Genomic DNA, 16316 nt, shown 5'->3' on the forward strand with positions numbered 1-16316 from the left:
CGGCGGAGCGCTTTTCATCGCCCGCAGTCCCACTCCCGGTATGGATCGCAGGGCGACCGTCCGCCGCGTCGGCGTGGTCATTCTCGGCGTCAACCTGGCGTTGGCGGTCGCGAAGGCGCTCGTCTGGCAGGCGACCGGGAGCCTGGCCGTCGGGTCGGAGGCGGTGAACTCCGTCGCGGACGTCGCCTACTCGGCGGTCGTGGTCGCCGGACTGTATCTCACCACGCAGCCGCCGGACTTCGAGCACCCCCACGGCCACGAGCGCATCGAGCCGTTCGTCTCGCTGTTCGTCGCCGCGGGGGTGTTCGTCGCCGGGATCGGCGTCGCCTACTCCGGGGCCACGGCGCTGTTGTCGGCGGGGCCTCCGCGGACGATCACCGGCGGTCCCCTCGCGGTGGGGGTGCTCGTCGCCACCGGCGCGGTGAAGCTCCTCCTGTACCGCTACTGCCTGCGCGTCGGTCGCCGGCGGGACTCGCCGGCGCTGGTGGCGACCGCGCTGGACAACCGCAACGACACGCTCACCGCGGCGGCGGCGCTGGTCGGCGTGCTCGGGGTCGCCGCCGGCTATCCCGCCCTCGACGCGCTGGCGGCCGTGGCCGTCTCCGTCGGTATTCTCTACACGGGCTATGAGATCGTCCGCGACAACGTCGGCTACCTCGTGGGCGCGGCGCCGCCGGAGGACCTCCGCGGGGAGATCCTCGACCGGGCGCTCTCACATCCCGAGGTTCGTGGCGCCCACGACGTGGTCGCCCACTACGTCGGCCCCGAGGTCGACGTGAGCCTTCACATCGAGGTGGAGGGCGAGCGGTCGCTGTTCGAGGCCCACGACATCGAGACCGAGGTGGTCGAGTCGATCCGCGCGCTCCCGGCCGTCGACGACGTGTTCGTCCACGTCGACCCGAAGGAACTGGGCGAGTGGAAGGAGGCCGACGACGCGCGCATCGCCGCCGAGGAGGCCGACGGGACCGAGGCGGACGTTCCTCCCCCGGACGCCGCCGATCAGTAGAAGTTCACCCGGCGGTCGTCGTCCCCCGACAGCGACACCGACGGCTCCGCCCGGTCGACGGTCGCCTCGCCCGACGCGCCCGTCTCGATGCGGGCGGCCGCGCGGCCCGCCGCACGGAGCGCGGCCTCCAACTCCGCCCGTCCGTCGCCGGTCGTCGGGACGCCGGCGACGACGGTCCGCCGGCCGGCGACGCGGTCGCGCTCGTGGACTGCCAGCGCCTCACCCTCGCCGGCGCCGGCGTCGGTGATCACGAGGTCGCGGGGGTAGTCGCCGTGGCCGAGCGTGACGCCGTCGGCCGGGAGGCGGTCCTCGAACTGCACCACCTCGGTGCCGACCCGCCACCCCGCGGGGACGAGCGCGTCGACCGGAAGCTCGTGGAGCGTGTCCCGAAGCGTGTGCTCGGTGCGGGTCGCGCTCAGGTCGCCCGCGCGGTCGCCGCCGCGAGGCCGGGTCATAGCTGTCAGTACGTTGCCGTCCGCTATCAATCCGACGGCCCCGATGGCGCGCTCACGACGAGGCGAGAGCGTTCCCCGGTCCCCCCGAGGGCCCCGTCCGCCGCCCGCGGTCACTCTCCGGCGAGCGTGAGCCGGATGTGGCCGAGCATGGGGATCCTAACGCGCGCCTCCGACCGGATCCGGTCGCGGGTGACGATGGGGGAGTTCCCGTTCACCTGGTCGTAGCGCGCGTTCGCGTCGCCCTTCGTGATGAACCCCGACCGGGGCGCCGGGCAGTCGGTGAGATCCGCACACGAGTCGACGCCCGGCGGGAGGTACTCGGGGTTCGCCTCGTCGTACCAGTTCTCGCCCGCCTCGACGTGGAAGTGCGCCCGGTGGATGATCGGCGTCCCCGGCAGCGCGGGCGAGGAGAACACGATCACGTCGCCGCGCGCGCCGAAGGTCCGGTGCTCGGCCGGCGCCTCGTGTGCGGTTCGGACACCGGCGACGCCGTCGTCGCCGAAGCGCGTGGGATCGGAGACGACGATCAGGTCGCCGCGTTCCATGTGCGGCTCCATGCTGCCGGACTCGACGGCGACCATCGGCGGCCACACGCCCACGACGGCGAACAGCAGCGCCGCGACGAGAGCCACCCCGAGCGCAGTGCTCGCGGCGTCGCGGGCGGCCTGTCGGAGGGCGCGGATCACGACGGAACCTGCGGTCGAGAGAGAATCAGTCTTCGGGTCCGGATCCCGGTTCCAACTCGGCCCGTCGTCAGCACCGGTCAGACCGGGTCGCCGAAGGCGTACATCGTGTTCTGGCCGGTGATCTCAACGTCGAGGAAGTCGCCGGGTTCGACGCCGCGCGCGTCGGCCTCCTGCACGATCACCTGCCGGTAGGCGCCGTCGCGACACTTGACGGAGTCGCCCGTGCCCTCCTCGACGACGAGGACTCGGCGTTCGGTGCCGACCATCGACTCGTACGCCTCGCCGACGATCTCCCGCTTGGCCGCGCTCATCTCCTTCGAGCGGTCCTTCTTCGTCTGGCCGCCCAGCCCCTTCATGTCGGCCGCCTCGGTGCCGGGGCGCTTGGAGAACCGGGTGACGTTCACCTTCTCGGGGCGCACCTCCCGCAGCAGCGCCATCGACTGCTCGTGGTCGTGGTCGGTCTCTGTGGGGAAGCCGACGATGAAGTCCGTCGAGAGCGTCCACTCGTCGAGGCGCTCGTCGAACGTCTCGACGATCTCGAGGAACTCGTCGACGCGGTGCTGGCGGCGCATGTCCTCGAGCACGTCGTCGCTGCCGGACTGCACCGGCAGGTGGATGAAGTCGTACAGCTTCTCGTGTTCGGCGAACACGTCCGCCAGTTCCTCGCGGATGCCGTGGATCCCGCCGGGGTTCGCCATCCCCACGCGCACGCGGAACTCGCCGTCGATGTCGCAGACCCGGTCGAGCAGCTCGGGGAGCTTCCGCTCGCCCTCGTCCCAGCCGTAGACGCCGGTGTCCTGGCCGGTGACGCGGATCTCGCTGGCGCCCGCGTGGACGAGCGCGCGCGCCTTCTCGACGTTCTCCGCGACCGGCGGGGAGTCGATGCGGCCGGTCGCGAACTTCGTGATGCAGTACGAGCAGTTGCTCATGCAGCCCCGCGCGATCGGGAGGATGCCGACCTCCCCGTCGAGGACGGGCGCGGTGCCCTCGGTCGGTGTCGGGCACTCGCCGTTCATCACCGCGGTCGGCACGTCCTCCCAGTGGAGGACCTGCGCGTCGACGTCGGCCTCGGCGAACTGCTCGCCCTGCGCCAGCGCCATGCAGCCGGTGACGATGAGGTCGGCCGTCTCCTCGGACAGCTCCTCGGCGCGCCGGAGCATGTTTCGCTCGGTCTTCTCGACGACCGTGCAGGTGTTGAGGATGGCCACGTCCGCCTCGGCGGGTCCGTCCACGGGGCGGTGGCCGCCGTCGCGGAGCCGGCGCTCGATCTCGCGGCTCTCACCCCGGTTGGACGTGCAGCCGTAGGTCTCGATGTGGTACGTCGCCATTCGCTTGTCACGATCCTGCCCGCGCGCGAGGTTAAGGGGTACGGTCCGGGGCGACCCGCGGGCGACCCGCGGCGTTCGGTCCCGCGGATGGGAAACGGATATACGCCGTCCGTCGAAGGATCGGTCGAACCGATGCCCTCGCGCCGCCGGCTACTCTCCGGGATCGCCGCCGTCGGAGCCGCGGGGCTTGCGGGCTGCTCGGGGAACGGACCGAACGCGACGACGTTCTCGCCGGGCAGGGAGTCGAACACGGAGTGGCCGCTCCCCGGGCACGGCCCGCGCGCGAGCGGCTACGTGGCCGACGCCGTCGCGCCGCGCACGCCGCCGACAGAGCGCTGGCGCGCGGAGACGGGACTGTCGGTCGGGAGAATCGTCGTCGCGGACGGGACGGCGTTCGTCCCCGCCGAGGACGGCCTGTACGCGCTCCGGCTGCGCGACGGCGACGAGCGCTGGCGGGCCTCGATCCGCCCGTACGGCGTCTCGGTCGCCGACGGCGTCGCCTACGTCTCCAGCCGCGACGAGCCGGCGGTGTACGCCCTCGAGGTCGACTCCGGGGAGGAGCGCTGGCGCGTCGAGACGAGCGGGGACTTCGCGGCCGCGCCGCTGCCCGCGCCTGACGGCGACGCGGTGATCGTCGGCGACACGGACGGACGGGTCGCGGCGCTGGCGCCGCGCACCGGGGAGCCCCGCTGGACGTTCGAGGCGTTCACCGGCGTCTACTCGCTGGCCGCCCGGGAGGACCGGATCTACGTCGGGACCACCGGCGGCGAGGCCTACGAGCTGCACGTCGTCGAGAACGAGGACGAGGAGCCGCGCGGCGTCCCGCTGTGGCGGCGCAAGCTCCCCGGCACCGTCCGCGCGCTGACGGCGGCGCCCGGGTCGGTGTACGCGGCGACCTTCGGCGGCGGCGTCCTCCGACTCGCCACGGGCGCGGCCGCCGGGCGCACGGAGTGGCACGCGCGGGCGGCGCCGACGGTGACCGACGCGCTCGTGCACGCCGGCGGGCTCGTCGCGGGCGCGGGCTCGGAGGGCGTCTCGGCGTTCGACGGCGGCGACGGGGACCGGCGCTGGCGCGTCGCCGTCGACCGGGTCGCTCCGGTGTCGCCGGCGGTGGCCGCGGGCGACACGCTGTACGCCGGCGTCGGCGGCGCGCTCCGGGCGTACGCGCTCGGCGGCGGCGTCGGCGTCGGCCCCTACCGCGTCGACGTGGAGCGCTGGCGCCGCAGCCTGTCGGTCAGGAACCTCGCGATCGCCGACGGCGCGCTCGTCGTCGCCTCCGACGACCTCGACGGGTCCTCCGGCGTCGTCGTGTTGGAGTGAGGCGACGGGACTCGGGAGCGGTCGGCCGCGACCTGCAGCTCGGGCTCAGGCGTCCGGATGTCCCTCGACGATCGCGACGCCCGAGGAGGCGCCGATGCGGACGGCGCCCGCCTCCAGCATCGCGATCGCCTCCGCGTAGCTGCCGACACCGCCGCTGGCCTTCACGGGGAGGTACTCGCTCATCAGCTCCACGTCGGCGACGGTCGCGCCGGCGCTCACGGCGTCGCCGTTCGCACGTTGCGTCTCCGACGCAACGCTGTCGGCGAACCCGGTGGACGTCTTCACCATCGCGGCGTCGGCGTCGCGAGCTGCCGCACACGCCCGGCGCTTCTCCTCGTCCGACAGCAGCGCCGTCTCGATGATCACCTTCACCGGGACGGGGACGGCGGCGACGACCTCGGCGATCTCCTCGCGGACGGCGTCGTCCTCGCCGGCCCGCAGTCGACCGACGTTGATCACCAGGTCGAGTTCGTCGGCGCCCGCGCGCCAGGCGTCCTCGGCCTCGTCGCGCTTCGCCTCGGGCGTGTGCTGGCCGTGGGGGAAGCCGATCACGGTCGCGAGCGTCACGTCGGGGGCGTACTCCGCGGCCTCGGCGACGTAACACGGCGGGATGCAGGCGTTCAAGCCGTGCTCGGCCGCCTCGTCGAGGAGGGCTTCCACGTCGGCGAGCGTCGTCTCCGGGCCGAGTACCGTGTGGTCGATCGTCGCGGCGAACGCCGCCGGCGACAGCGACGCGGGGTCGTCGATCGCGGACGGGCGCTCGGGGTCGTGTGAGCGGTCGGTATCACGCGCGTCGTCGGCATCGTGCGCGTCATCGGCGTCGGTCGCGTCGTGCGCGTCGTCGGTCATACGTGCCTCTCCGGCGGGACGCCCGGAAAAGCTACCGAGTATCGCCGCTCACGCTTCGGCGCGACCGATCGCGAGGTACGCGACCGGAACGGCGACGAGTGATCCCCCGAGTCCGACGAGGATCGGCGTCGTTCCGGTCGGGTCCGGCACGAGGACGAACGACAGCGCCAGGAGCAACGGTACTACACCGAACGCGAGGAGAGCACGAACGAGCGGGTGCACGGGTCCGCCGGACGGGGGCGCGCCGCCTAACGGTGTCGGTGCGGTCGGGCGGAATCGGGTGCATCCGGTTCGGGTGGATGCGATCGGGTGTGGCCGGGTGTGGCCGGATGCGACCGGATGCGGCCCGGTGGAGACGAGTGGGTTCGCATGCGACCAGCCGGCAGGGTCGGCCCGCTCGTCGACCGCGGCGGCGACGATTCCCCCAACGCTTTCATCCGGCGGGCCGCCCGCACGATCATGACTCCCCTCGCCTTCGCGCGGTCGGTCGCGCTTCCGGGGCAAGTGCTCTCGGAGCAGGTGCTCCCGGGGCAGGTGCTTCCGGCCGGCTTCGGCCTGCCGCCGCTCCCGTACCTCCTCGCGCTCGGGGTCGCGCTCGGGGGCGTCGCCGTCGGCGTCCGGCGCCGCGACCCCGCCTTCGGCGGCCGGCACGTGCTCGCGCTGGTGCCGTGGATGTGCGTCGGCGCCGCCGGCCACGTCCTGTACGGCCTCGGCGCGCTCCCTGCCGCGCTCGCGCCGCTGTTCGGCACGCCGAGCGCGTACCTCACGACCGCGGCCGTCGCCGGGGCCGTCTGGCTCGCGACCCTCTCGATCGGCGGCGACGACGCCCGCGCGCTCGGGGTCGCCGGCGCGGTCGCGCTCCTCCCGGCGGTCGGCGGCGTCGTCGCTTACGGCGTCGCGAACGGCACGCTCTCTCCCGTGCTCCCCGCCGCCGGGCTGGTCGGCGGTGCCGCCCTCGGCGTCGCCGTCGGGGCGCTGCTGTACCGCCTGCGCGAGGACGCCGCGGTCGCTGGGCGCGCGGGGCTGCTCGCGGTCGCCGCCCACGGCGTCGACGGTGTGACGACCGCCGTCGGGGTCGACCTGCTCGGGTTCGGCGAGCGCACGCCCGCCTCGCGGCTGATCCTGGAGTTCGCGGCCGGGCTCCCCACGGCGGAGGCGCTGGGCGCCGGCTGGCTGTTCGTGCTCGTGAAGCTCGCCGTCGCCGCGGTCGTCGTCCTCGCTGTCGCGCCGACGGTGCGCGAGGAGCCGCGCTACGGGTACGCGCTGCTCGCGCTCGTGACGGCGGTCGGGCTCGGACCGGGCGTGCACAACGCGCTGCTGTTCGCGGTCGAAATCGCGTAGGAACGGGAGTATAGACGGGACGACGGGGCGAGGTCGAACCCTTCCGGCTACTCCGAGGTCGCGACGCTCGTTTGCATCCCCTCGGAGTTGTACGCAGATCCCGCGCCCCCTTCGTCAAGGACGATTACGCCCGCCGACGAGCCGGTCAGTTCGCCGAACTCCTCGATCGCTCGATCCGCGGCCGCCTGCGCGTCCAGCCCGTTCTCTAGGTGTCGCACCGCCCGGCACGTCAGCGTCGCCTTCGCGATGTCCTCGCCGGCGCCGGTGGCGCTCGCGCCCCCGGCGGGCGCACAGAAGAACCCCGAGCCGATCTGGGGCACGTCGCCGACGCGGCCCGCGAGCGCGAATTTGCGCCCGCCGGTGGAGGTGCAGGCCGCGAACGAATCCGTCTCCGGGTCGTGTGCCACGGCGCCGACGGTGTCGTGGTCTCGCGGCCCGAGGCCGCTCGACTGATCCGCGTCGCTCCGCGACGCGCTCCCCCCGAACTTCTCCTCCAACCACTCCAGATGTGACTTCGGCCCGGCGTCGTGGCTCGGCGGGTCGGCATCCTCGTAGGACTCGCGGCCGTCGTCGGTCAGCAGGTCGCGCTCGACCTCGATCCCGAAGTCGTCGGCGAGATCGACCGCGTGCACCCCCGAGACGAACACGTGGGGTGTCTCGTCCATGACGACGCGCGCGACCGCCGCGGCGTTCGCCACCCCCGGCATCGACGCGACGGCTCCGGCCTCGCGCTCGTCGGTCATGAGCCCCGCGTCCGTGCGGACGACGCCGTCCGACTGGACCGCGCCGCCGTAGCCGGCGTTGAACCGGGGGGACTCCTCCAGCACCTCGACGGCGGAGACGACCGCGTCGACCGCGTCGGACTCGGCCGCGCCGGTCTCGGCGGCCTCGTCGAGGACCGCCTGTCTCGGCTCCGGTTCGTCGGGGACGCCGCCCGCGCCGCCGTGGCAGATAACTCGCATGGGAGTCCCGGCGGCGTCGGCCCGCATCAATCCACGGAAACCGGCCGGCCAGGGCGGCACCGAGACGAGCGGCGCGTTGTCGTTCCCGGCGTCAGTCGTCGGCAGGATCCGCACCGTCGCTCGTCGCGCCGGCGTCGGTGTCGCCCTCGGCGTTGCCGGTGCCCTCGGCGCGCCCGCCGTCGAGGTGCCCCGCGACGACGAGGTAGTCGCGCGCGAACACCGCCAGCGAGGGGACGAGCACTGCGACCGCGACCGCGGCGACCACGGACGGCGGGAGTATCGGCGCGAGCGCGACGGCGATGAACGCCATCTGCGTCCCCGCGAGCGGTCGGCGAACCCGACTGTCTGGCAGGTCAAACACGGGGAGGCCGCGGCGGCGACGCCGCCAGCGACCCAGCTTGAACAGGTAGCGCGCCGCCGACAGCGAGAGGTACCAGATCGGCAGGCGCCCCCACGCGACGCCGACCAGCGGCGCGACGAGGAACCCGAGCGTGTCGATCCCCATGTCGAGCTTCTCGCCGAGCACGGTCCGGCGGCCGAGGCTCCGGGCGATCGCTCCGTCGACGGCGTCCAGGGCCGCGCCCGCCCCGTACAACAGCGCCGGCGTCCACGCGAGCACGCCCGCGAGCGGCCCGGTCAGGAGGAACCCCGCGACGCCGGCGTACAGCAGCCCCCGCGTGAGCGTCACGGCGTTGGCGAGCCCGACGCCACCGGAGACCGCCGCGGGCTCGCCGGGCGGATGGTTCAGCCCCCGTCGCCGGAGCAGGAATACGCACTCCCAGGCGACGACGACGGTCGCCGGGACCAGCCACGCGCCGGCCGTGTCCGGGTCAGCGACCGCGGCGAGCGCGCCGGCGCCGACCCCGACCCCGACCGACAGCACCGCAACCCCGACCCAGACCGGGGCGCTCGCGCCCGGCGACGCCGGGTCGACCGCGACGGGGTCCGCGTCGGCGTCGCTCATCGCTCGAACTCCGGGTCCGCGAGGCCGTCCAGCCGTCGGCGCTGCGCCGGGGAGAGCTCGATCCGCGCGGCCGCGAGGTTGTCGACGACGTGCTCGGGGTCGTTGCTGGCCGGGATCGGGACGACGCCGGCGGCGACGTTCCACGCGAGGACGACCCCGGCGGGGGTCGCGTCCGACTCCTCGGCGACCGCGGTCACGACCGGGTCGTCGAGCAGCCCCGGCGCCGACAGCGGGGAGTGTGCGATCACCCGGATCCCTCGGTCGTGACACCACTCGACCAACTCGCTCCGCGGCGTGTACGGGTGGCGCTCCACCTGCACCAGCGCCGGCTCGATGCCCGTCTCGGCGACGAGGCCGCGCAGGCGGTCGAGGTCGACGTTGCAGATGCCGATCGTCCGGACGAGTCCCTCCTCGCGCAGCGACGCGAGTTCGCGCCACGTGTCCGCCAGATCGCGGTCGGCGGTCGCGCGCTCGCCGTCGTCGTTTTCCGGGAACGCGAGCCGCTCCTGCTCATCGACCGGGCGTTCGGCCAGCCCGCGGAGGGGTTCGGTGTACGGCCACGCGTCCGGCCAGTGCAGCGCGTAGCAGTCGAAGGAGTCGATCCCCAACTCGGACAGCGACCCCTCGCAGGCCTCCCGGAGGCGGCCGTGGTTCGTGTTCCACGCCTTCCCGAGCAGGAACAGCCCCTCGCGGTCGGGAGTCCCGGGCGACGCGAGCAAGTCGCCGATACGCGACTCGTTACCGTACAGCTCCGCCGAGTCGAGCAGGCGGTAGCCCGCATCCAGCGCCGTCGCGATCGAGTCGATCCGGTCGACGTACTCGTCGCCCTGATAGCGCGAGCAGCCGAACCCGACCGGCGGGAGGCGGAGCGCGGACCCGGAGTCGCGCCCCCACGCCGGCGGCCGGACCGCGGGGGCCGACCGGGCGCCGACGGCGGCCGCAAGCTCGCCGGCGTCGCCGCCGTCGCCGCCGCGGGCGCCGACCGCCCGCCCGGTCCCGTCCGGGTCGGTCGCCGCCGCCTCGATCGCAGCGCAGACGGCGACGACGTGTGCAGCGCGCCGCGCGGACGCCCGTGGGCGGTCGCCGCGCCCGATCCCCCGAGCGACCCGTTCGGGGCCGTCGAGGTGCGAGCGCTCGCGTCGCGGACGCGGGTGCGGCGCGGGCACCGAGTCGCGGTCGCCGCCGCGGACCCGGACCGCGTCGCGGTCGGCGGCCATCGCGCCGGCGTCCGCGAGATAGAGGGTGCCGTCGTCGCCGTGGCACTCCAGCGAGTAGAACTCCCGGCTGCGGTGGTCGGCGTACAGGCTCGCGCGCAGGGAGACGACCGGCCCGTCGGCGAACTCGACGGTCGCCTCGACGTGCGCGGGCGCCTCCGGTCGGCGGGGCTCCCGCTCGGGCCACGCGTCGACGGCGTCGGCCGAGCGCACCCGCGCGACGGGGCCGAACCAGTCGACCAGCACCGACAGCGGGTACACCGCGCCGTCGTACAGCGGGCCGACCGACAGGAAGGAGTCGGGCCGATCGTGCCACTCGGTCACCCGGCCGACGTGGGCCGTCGCGTAGACGAGGCCCACGTCGCCGAGGCGGCCGTCCGACAGGAGCGTCCGGGCGTGGCGCTGGGGGTCGCAGTCGGGGGCGATGGGCGCGCAACCGAGCGCGAGATCGCGGTCGCTGGCGAGCGTCAGGAGGTCGCCCGCCTCCGACGGGTCGAGCGCGAGCGGCTTCTCCGAGAAGACATGGCGGTCGGCCTCCAGACACGTCCGAGTCACCGCCGCGTGGGCGGCGTGGCTCGTGAGGTTGACGACGAGGGGGGCCGACTCCGCGACGAGCATCGCGTCGAGGTCGGCGTAGGCGGCGGGGGTGTCGGCGTCGCCCCCGCCCGCGTCTCCGTCGGCGTCGCCGTCAGCGTCGCCGTCGGCACCGTCGGCACCGTCGCCGACATCGGCGGCGAACGATTCCGCCCGCTCCCGGTCGAGGTCGCAGACGGCCGCGAGCGACAGCGGCGAGGCGTCGAGCCCGGCCGCGTACTGGCGGGCGACCGCGCCGGCGCCGACGAACAGACAATCCACACCCGATCCACGGACCGATCGACCAAATAACCGGAGGGCGGAACCCCGAGGGGGACGACGGGAAGAAAACCTGGTCGGCGGTCCGCCCGGCCGATGGTCGCCCGGTTGACGATTTTCCCGGCCCCGGTTTCCCAGGTCGCGTCCGACCGTCAGTGTGTGGCTCGTTCCCGCCGTTCGGTCCCGGGAGACGGAGAACGGCAGGCTTTTTCGCTCGCCGTCGGAAGCCGCTGGTAGCCTATGAGCTACGACATCGCCGAACGCCCCGAGGAGGGCGAGGTCATCACCCTCGCCGACGAGGAGACGGGCGAACTCGACGTTCCCGAGAACCCGATCATCCCGATCATCCACGGCGACGGCATCGGCACCGACGTGGGGCCCGCGGCCCAGAAGGTGCTCGATGCCGCGGCCGAGGCCACCGGCCGCTCCATCGCGTGGATGCGCGTATACGCCGGCGAGTCCGCCCGCGAGAAGTACGACGAGAACCTCCCCGACGAGACCGTCGAGGCGTTCCGCGAGTTCCGCGTCGGCATCAAGGGACCGCTGACGACGCCGGTCGGATCCGGGTTCCGATCGCTCAACGTGGCGCTGCGCAAGACGCTCGACCTGTACGCGAACGTCCGCCCCACCTATCACCTCGACGGCGTTCCGTCGCCGGTCAAGAACCCCGAGGAGATGGACATGATCACGTTCCGGGAGAACACCGAGGACGTGTACGCCGGCATCGAGTGGGAGGCCGGCACCGACGAGGTCGAGCGGGTCCGCGAGTTCGTCGAGGAGGACATGGGCTTCGACTCGACCATCCACGACGGCCCCGTCGGCATCGGCGTCAAACCCATCACCGAGTTCGGCTCCAAGCGCCTCATCCGCGAGGCCATCGACTACGCCGTCAAGAACGACCGCGACTCGGTCACGCTCGTCCACAAGGGGAACATCATGAAGTTCACCGAGGCCGCCTTCCGCGACTGGGGCTACGAGGTCGCCGAGGAGGAGTACGGCGAGAACGTGATCACCGAGGACGAGCTGTGGGACGAGTACGACGGCGAGCAGCCCGACGGCACCGTGGTCGTCAACGACCGCATCGCCGACAACATGCTCCAGCAGCTCCTCACGCGGACGGACGAGTACTCCGTCATCGCGACGATGAACCTCAACGGCGACTACATGTCCGACGCCGCCGGCGCGCAGATCGGCGGCCTCGGCATCGCGCCGGGCGTCAACTACGGCGAGGGCAAGGCCCTGGCCGAGCCGGTCCACGGCTCCGCTCCCAAGTACGCCGGCCAGGACAAGGTCAACCCGACCGCGATGATCCTCTCGGGCCGCGAGATGCTCGATTACCTCGGCTGGAGCGACGCCGCGGACCTCGTTCGCGACGCCGTCGAACAGCAGATCAGCGAGGGTCGCGTCACCTACGACCTCGAACGCCAGCGCGAGGGCGCCACGAAGCTCGCCACCTCCGAGTTCGCCGAGGAGGTCGTCGAGCGCATCCACGACCTCGCGTAAGCGTCGTCGCCGCGCCGCACGTTCGCGGCGCACACACGACCACACCGCAGTTTTTCAGCCTCCGACGCGTACCCGCGGGTGTGAGCGACGACGACGATCCCTTCGCGGGGATCCCGGACGACCCGACCGCCGACCTCGACCGGGCCGACCAGACGCTGTCGATCCGCGTCGAGCGGCGCACCTACGACAAGCCCGTCACCGTGATCGAGGGGTTCGATCCGGACGCGACCGACCTCGCCGACCTCGCCTCGGAGCTGAAGTCCGCCGTCGGCGCCGGCGGCACCGTCGACGCCGACGCCGGCGTCATCGAAGTGCAGGGCGACCACGCCGACCGCGTGCGCGACCTGCTCGCCGACCGCGGGTTCGAGGTCGCCTGAGCCGCTCGGTCGGTCCGATCGATCCGGTCGATCCGGTCGGTCTGAGCGTTCCGGGACGGCGCGGTCACCGGCGGCGACGCGGAGTGACGCGCTCGCCCGGAGCGCCGCCCCCGGTCAGTACGCCGACAGCCGGGCGTTCCGTCCGTCGGCGAGGAACGCCGTCACGTCCTCCCGGTCCCAGCCGAACGGCGAGACCACGCTGAGCGCGGCGCGGAGCAGTCGCTCGCGGTAGGCGTCGGCGTCGTAGCTCCCGGGGCTCTCGAAGTCGAGCCGGACCCGGTCGGCGCCGCGGGCGTCGTCGTCGACGACGACGTACGCGACCGTCTGTCCGGCCGAGCGGTCGACGCCGGCGCGCTCGTACCGCGCCAGCGCCGCCGCCGTCGTCGTGTCCCGGTCGTACGCCTCCGGGTCCTTGGAGGCGCGCGTCCGGATCACCAGGTCCGCCGGGTCGACGCCGCCGGTCCGGAGGTCGCGGAGGCGCTCGGCGAGCACGCGACAGGCCGCCGCCGGGGGGTCCTCGACGAGGCCGGAATCGGCGTCGGGGTCGGTGTTGGCCGCTCCCGCGTCCCCCTCCGCGTTCGTCGCCTGAGCGGTCCCGTCGAGCGCGCGGATCATCTCCCGCTGTGCGTCGGCGACGAACGCCGTCGTGCTCCGCTGGCGGCACTCGATCCCGCGGACGCGGACGCCGCCGTCGGCGCGCCGGCCGAAGTACTTCGTGAGCGCCCCCGCCCGCGAGTCGCGCTTGGGGACGAAACAGACCCAGTCGTAGCGCGCCTCGAACTCCAGGGCCACGCCGACGGCGTCGCTCACGTCTGCGGCGAGCTCCCGTGCCGGAACGGGGTCGCGGTCGTCGTCGCGGGCGACCCAGACGCTGTCGACGATGGCGTGGAGGACGCGCCAGCCGCCGGCCTCGAACGCCGCCTTCGCGTCGAGCAGCGCCTCGCGGGCGTGGGCGTTGATCGCCTCGTGACACTCGATGCGGCCGAACTTCGCGTTCCGGTACCCCTGGTAGCCGAAACACGACACGAGCACCCACTTGATCGCGTCGGCGATGCGGCCGGCCCCCGCCGGGTCGACCGCGTCGCCGCCGATCCGCCGCCGCGTGTCGTCGCCGCCGGCGACGAACGCCTTCGCGGTCGCGCGGTCGTCGAGCAGGCGCCCGAGCACGCCCGGGAGGAACCCCTCGCGGTCGCAGACGCGGTAGCCGAGGTTCGGCACCGACCCGGTTCCCGGGTCCCCGTCCCGACAGCAGTCACACCGGACCGTCTCGGGGCTGACGTTGTGCGCGCGGATGACCGCCGGGTACAGCGAGGCGAAGTCGACCTCGACCACGTCCTCGTGGACGCCGACCCGCGGCGAGACCGTGACGCCGCCCCGGTCGGCGTCGTGCAGCGTCGAGAGGGGCTTGAACCGCTCGGGCGTCCAGGGTCGCCACGGCGCGTGGACCCCGCGGCCGCGGGCGTGGTACACCTGCATCGAGGTGAGCACGCCGCCGATGCTCGCCCGAGCCGTCGCCTGTAACGGCCGCCGGGAACGCCGCGCGAAGTACACGAGTCCCTCCAGGCCGCCGTCCCCCCACAGGAAGCTGCCCGAGCGGTCGACGACGGCCCGGCCGGGGACGACGTACCGCGCGGGCGAGAAGCCGACCCGGCCGTAGCTCTCGTAGCTGTTCGCGCCGGCGACCCGGCGGACCTGTCGCTCGTCGTGGCGGCCCCACCGGAACGACACGCCGAGGTCGTCCGCGCGCTCGGCGACCACCGGGAGGAGGTCGCCGTCAGAGACCACGAGCGCGTCCGGGTCGCGGCGGGCGAGCGTTCCGTGCAGCGTCTCGATCGCGGCCCGCTCGTCGCCGTCGGGCGCCGCCGGGTCGCCGCCGATCCGGAGCGCGCCGGCGTCGCCGGCCGCCAGCGCGTCCTCGGGCAGGTCGACCCGGAGCGTCGTGAGGTCCGCGTCGCCGGCGTCGGGGACGGGCCGCGCCCCTGTGTCGAGGCAGTAGCGGAACGTCGGGTCCAGGTCCACGTCGAACAGGCGCAGCGTCCCCGGCGCGTAGTGCGCGCGCTCGAACCCCCGCCGGACGCGACGCGCGACCGACCGAACGGCGGCGGGGTCGCGAACGCCGACCCGAAGCATGCGTTCGCCCTCGCGGTCGGCGAGCGACCGGTAGCGACGGCGGGTCGCGGTCCCGGTCACGCGGTCGTCGCCGGCGAGCCAGTCGGCGAGCCGGGCCCGGGCCCGCGAGGGCCCGGCGACGAGGAACGCCGGCTCGTAGTCGGGATCGCGGCGAGGGACGGCGGTCGCGGGCTCCCCCGGCGGCGTCGCCTCTGCCGGACGCTCCCAGACGACCGGGTCGCCGTCGACGAACTCGATCGCGACGGTCACGTGTCGGACTCCGGGGGGCCGGCGGACTCCGCCGACTCGGCGGGTTCGGTGTCGTCCGTCCCCGCCGACTCGACGGCGTCGAGCCGGTCCCGGAGGCGACGGATCTCCGCCCGGTGGGCCAGTAGCATCGAGAGGTACATCGCCTCCAGCGCGTCCGGCGGGTTCTGGAGGCCGGCGGCGTGCGCGTGGGCGGCCGCGCCCTCGAACAGCCGGTCGAAGTCGCCCCGGTGCTCGCGGCGCAGCGCGCGCCGGTAGTCGGCCCAGTCGTCCTCGTAGGCGTCGAGGAACCGCCGGTAGGTGGGCGTCGTGCGCCCCATCAGCCACCCCCGTCGCCGGCGTCGGCGGTCGCAGCCAGCGGTCCGGTCGTCGCCGCCGCGACGGCCGCCGGCGAGGCCGTCGACAGCGGGTCCGCGGGGTCGACGCCGAACAGGTCGACCCAGTAGGGGACCGTCGTCTGCCAGCCGCCGGCGACGCGGTAGCCCCGGACGGTCTCTCCCGGCGCGTCGAAGCGGGTCCCGAACGGCGTCGCCTCGCACTCGATGACGCGGTCGGCCGCGTCGGCGACGGCGTCGGCGTGGTCGCCGTCGCCGGCGACCGACACGAGGACGGGACAGTCGAACGCGGCCGCGAGCTCTGTCAGGACGGCCGTGCCCGCCCGGCGGAGGCGACGGGCCTCGTCGTCGGGCGCGTCGCCCTCGCGGTACGGGCGCGCGGCGTCGGCGACGACCATCAGCCGCGTCCCGGGGCGGGCGCGCCGGGGGAGCCGGCGGATGAGTTCGGCGTGCTGGTAGGCGGTGAACGCCCGGGCGACGCGAAGCCCCGCGAGCGTCCGGCGGGTCGGGGCGGCGTCGTACAGCCGGCGGGTGTCGGCAGCGCCACCGGCGTCGACCCAGTAGGCCGGCCCGGGGTCGCGCGCGAGCCAGTCGGTCGCGAGGCGGGCGACCGCGCCGCCCCCGGCGCGCTCGGTTCGCAGCACGGTGACGCCCGGCTCCGGGGCCGGACGGTCGGTCGGCGCGGGACGGTCCGTCGTCGGGAGTCGCATGGTCGAGGGATCCGCCGCTCGACACTTAGTCGCGAGCC

The 16316-nt window shown here is 74.1% G+C and carries 16 protein-coding genes; 5 read left to right on the forward strand and 11 right to left on the reverse strand.

Translation table 11 applies throughout. The annotated features are described in order from the left end of the window. Window positions 1-40 precede the first annotated feature (40 nt). Window positions 41-1006, forward strand: a complete 966-nt coding sequence (locus K6T50_RS13910) for a cation diffusion facilitator family transporter (RefSeq protein WP_222607166.1) — start codon at window positions 41-43, stop codon at window positions 1004-1006. Here K6T50_RS13910 and K6T50_RS13915 read toward each other — a convergent pair. The 3 genes from K6T50_RS13915 to K6T50_RS13925 form a co-directional block, all read right to left on the reverse strand. Continuing rightward, window positions 1000-1461, reverse strand: coding sequence for a hypothetical protein (locus K6T50_RS13915; RefSeq protein ID WP_222607167.1), 462 nt, complete (start codon window positions 1459-1461; stop codon window positions 1000-1002). The two genes, K6T50_RS13910 and K6T50_RS13915, sit on opposite strands and share 7 nt — an antisense overlap. A 110-nt stretch (window positions 1462-1571) precedes the next feature. Continuing rightward, window positions 1572-2147, reverse strand: a complete 576-nt coding sequence (locus K6T50_RS13920) for a S26 family signal peptidase (protein WP_225935330.1) — start codon at window positions 2145-2147, stop codon at window positions 1572-1574. A 77-nt stretch (window positions 2148-2224) separates the two neighbouring features. Then, window positions 2225-3475 carry a tRNA (N(6)-L-threonylcarbamoyladenosine(37)-C(2))-methylthiotransferase gene (locus K6T50_RS13925; protein ID WP_222607168.1) on the reverse strand — a complete coding sequence of 417 codons (1251 nt, stop codon included), beginning with the start codon at window positions 3473-3475 and terminating at the stop codon, window positions 2225-2227. A 132-nt stretch (window positions 3476-3607) separates the two neighbouring features. On the opposite strand from K6T50_RS13925, the gene K6T50_RS13930 reads away from it, so the two are divergent. Next, window positions 3608-4795 carry an outer membrane protein assembly factor BamB family protein gene (locus K6T50_RS13930; protein WP_222607169.1) on the forward strand — a complete coding sequence of 396 codons (1188 nt, stop codon included), beginning with the start codon at window positions 3608-3610 and terminating at the stop codon, window positions 4793-4795. 45 nt (window positions 4796-4840) lie between these two features. On the opposite strand, the gene deoC is transcribed toward K6T50_RS13930, so the two are convergent. After that, the gene (deoC, locus tag K6T50_RS13935; RefSeq protein ID WP_425601388.1) at window positions 4841-5644 is read right to left on the reverse strand and encodes a deoxyribose-phosphate aldolase; all 804 of its coding nucleotides are present in this window, start codon (window positions 5642-5644) and stop codon (window positions 4841-4843) included. A 48-nt stretch (window positions 5645-5692) separates the two neighbouring features. After that, window positions 5693-5866 carry a hypothetical protein gene (locus K6T50_RS13940; RefSeq protein WP_222607170.1) on the reverse strand — a complete coding sequence of 58 codons (174 nt, stop codon included), beginning with the start codon at window positions 5864-5866 and terminating at the stop codon, window positions 5693-5695. 237 nt (window positions 5867-6103) lie between these two features. Here K6T50_RS13940 and K6T50_RS13945 point away from each other — a divergent pair, with 237 nt between their 5' ends. Then, complete coding sequence (locus K6T50_RS13945) at window positions 6104-6985, forward strand: DUF63 family protein (RefSeq protein ID WP_222607171.1); 882 nt, start codon at window positions 6104-6106, stop codon at window positions 6983-6985. Window positions 6986-7032: 47 nt separating this feature from the next. Here the strand turns inward: K6T50_RS13945 and K6T50_RS13950 are convergent, their stop codons facing one another. The 3 genes from K6T50_RS13950 to K6T50_RS13960 form a co-directional block, all read right to left on the reverse strand. Next, complete coding sequence (locus tag K6T50_RS13950) at window positions 7033-7947, reverse strand: isoaspartyl peptidase/L-asparaginase (RefSeq protein ID WP_222607172.1); 915 nt, start codon at window positions 7945-7947, stop codon at window positions 7033-7035. Window positions 7948-8038: 91 nt separating this feature from the next. After that, a complete protein-coding gene (locus K6T50_RS13955; RefSeq protein WP_222607173.1) occupies window positions 8039-8911 on the reverse strand; it encodes a CDP-alcohol phosphatidyltransferase family protein in 873 nt (290 codons plus the stop codon). After that, window positions 8908-10980, reverse strand: a complete 2073-nt coding sequence (locus K6T50_RS13960) for an aldo/keto reductase (RefSeq protein ID WP_222607174.1) — start codon at window positions 10978-10980, stop codon at window positions 8908-8910. The genes K6T50_RS13955 and K6T50_RS13960 overlap by 4 nt, the downstream gene beginning before the upstream one ends. A 237-nt stretch (window positions 10981-11217) precedes the next feature. On the opposite strand from K6T50_RS13960, the gene icd reads away from it, so the two are divergent. Both icd and K6T50_RS13970 read left to right on the forward strand, forming a co-directional pair. Next, on the forward strand, window positions 11218-12480 hold the full coding sequence (icd, locus tag K6T50_RS13965; protein ID WP_222607175.1) for an isocitrate dehydrogenase (NADP(+)): 1263 nt from the start codon (window positions 11218-11220) through the stop codon (window positions 12478-12480). An 80-nt stretch (window positions 12481-12560) separates the two neighbouring features. Beyond that, window positions 12561-12857: an SUI1 family translation initiation factor gene (locus tag K6T50_RS13970; protein ID WP_222607176.1), complete on the forward strand. Its 297-nt coding sequence runs from the start codon at window positions 12561-12563 to the stop codon at window positions 12855-12857. 114 nt (window positions 12858-12971) lie between these two features. Here the strand turns inward: K6T50_RS13970 and K6T50_RS13975 are convergent, their stop codons facing one another. Genes K6T50_RS13975 through K6T50_RS13985 form a run of 3 tightly spaced genes read right to left on the reverse strand, consistent with a single transcriptional unit; the run spans window position 12972 to window position 16278 of the window. Beyond that, window positions 12972-15236, reverse strand: a complete 2265-nt coding sequence (locus K6T50_RS13975; RefSeq protein ID WP_222607177.1) for a DNA polymerase domain-containing protein — start codon at window positions 15234-15236, stop codon at window positions 12972-12974. Then, window positions 15233-15553, reverse strand: coding sequence for a DUF8156 family protein (locus tag K6T50_RS13980; protein ID WP_222607178.1), 321 nt, complete (start codon window positions 15551-15553; stop codon window positions 15233-15235). The genes K6T50_RS13975 and K6T50_RS13980 overlap by 4 nt, the downstream gene beginning before the upstream one ends. Further along, on the reverse strand, window positions 15553-16278 hold the full coding sequence (locus K6T50_RS13985) for a P-loop NTPase family protein (protein WP_222607179.1): 726 nt from the start codon (window positions 16276-16278) through the stop codon (window positions 15553-15555). Before K6T50_RS13985 ends, K6T50_RS13980 begins: the two co-directional genes overlap by 1 nt. Between the last annotated feature and the right edge of the window lie 38 nt (window positions 16279-16316).

It is taken from the genome of Halobaculum magnesiiphilum (assembly GCF_019823105.1).
GTDB classification, from domain to species: Archaea; Halobacteriota; Halobacteria; order Halobacteriales; family Haloferacaceae; genus Halobaculum; species Halobaculum magnesiiphilum.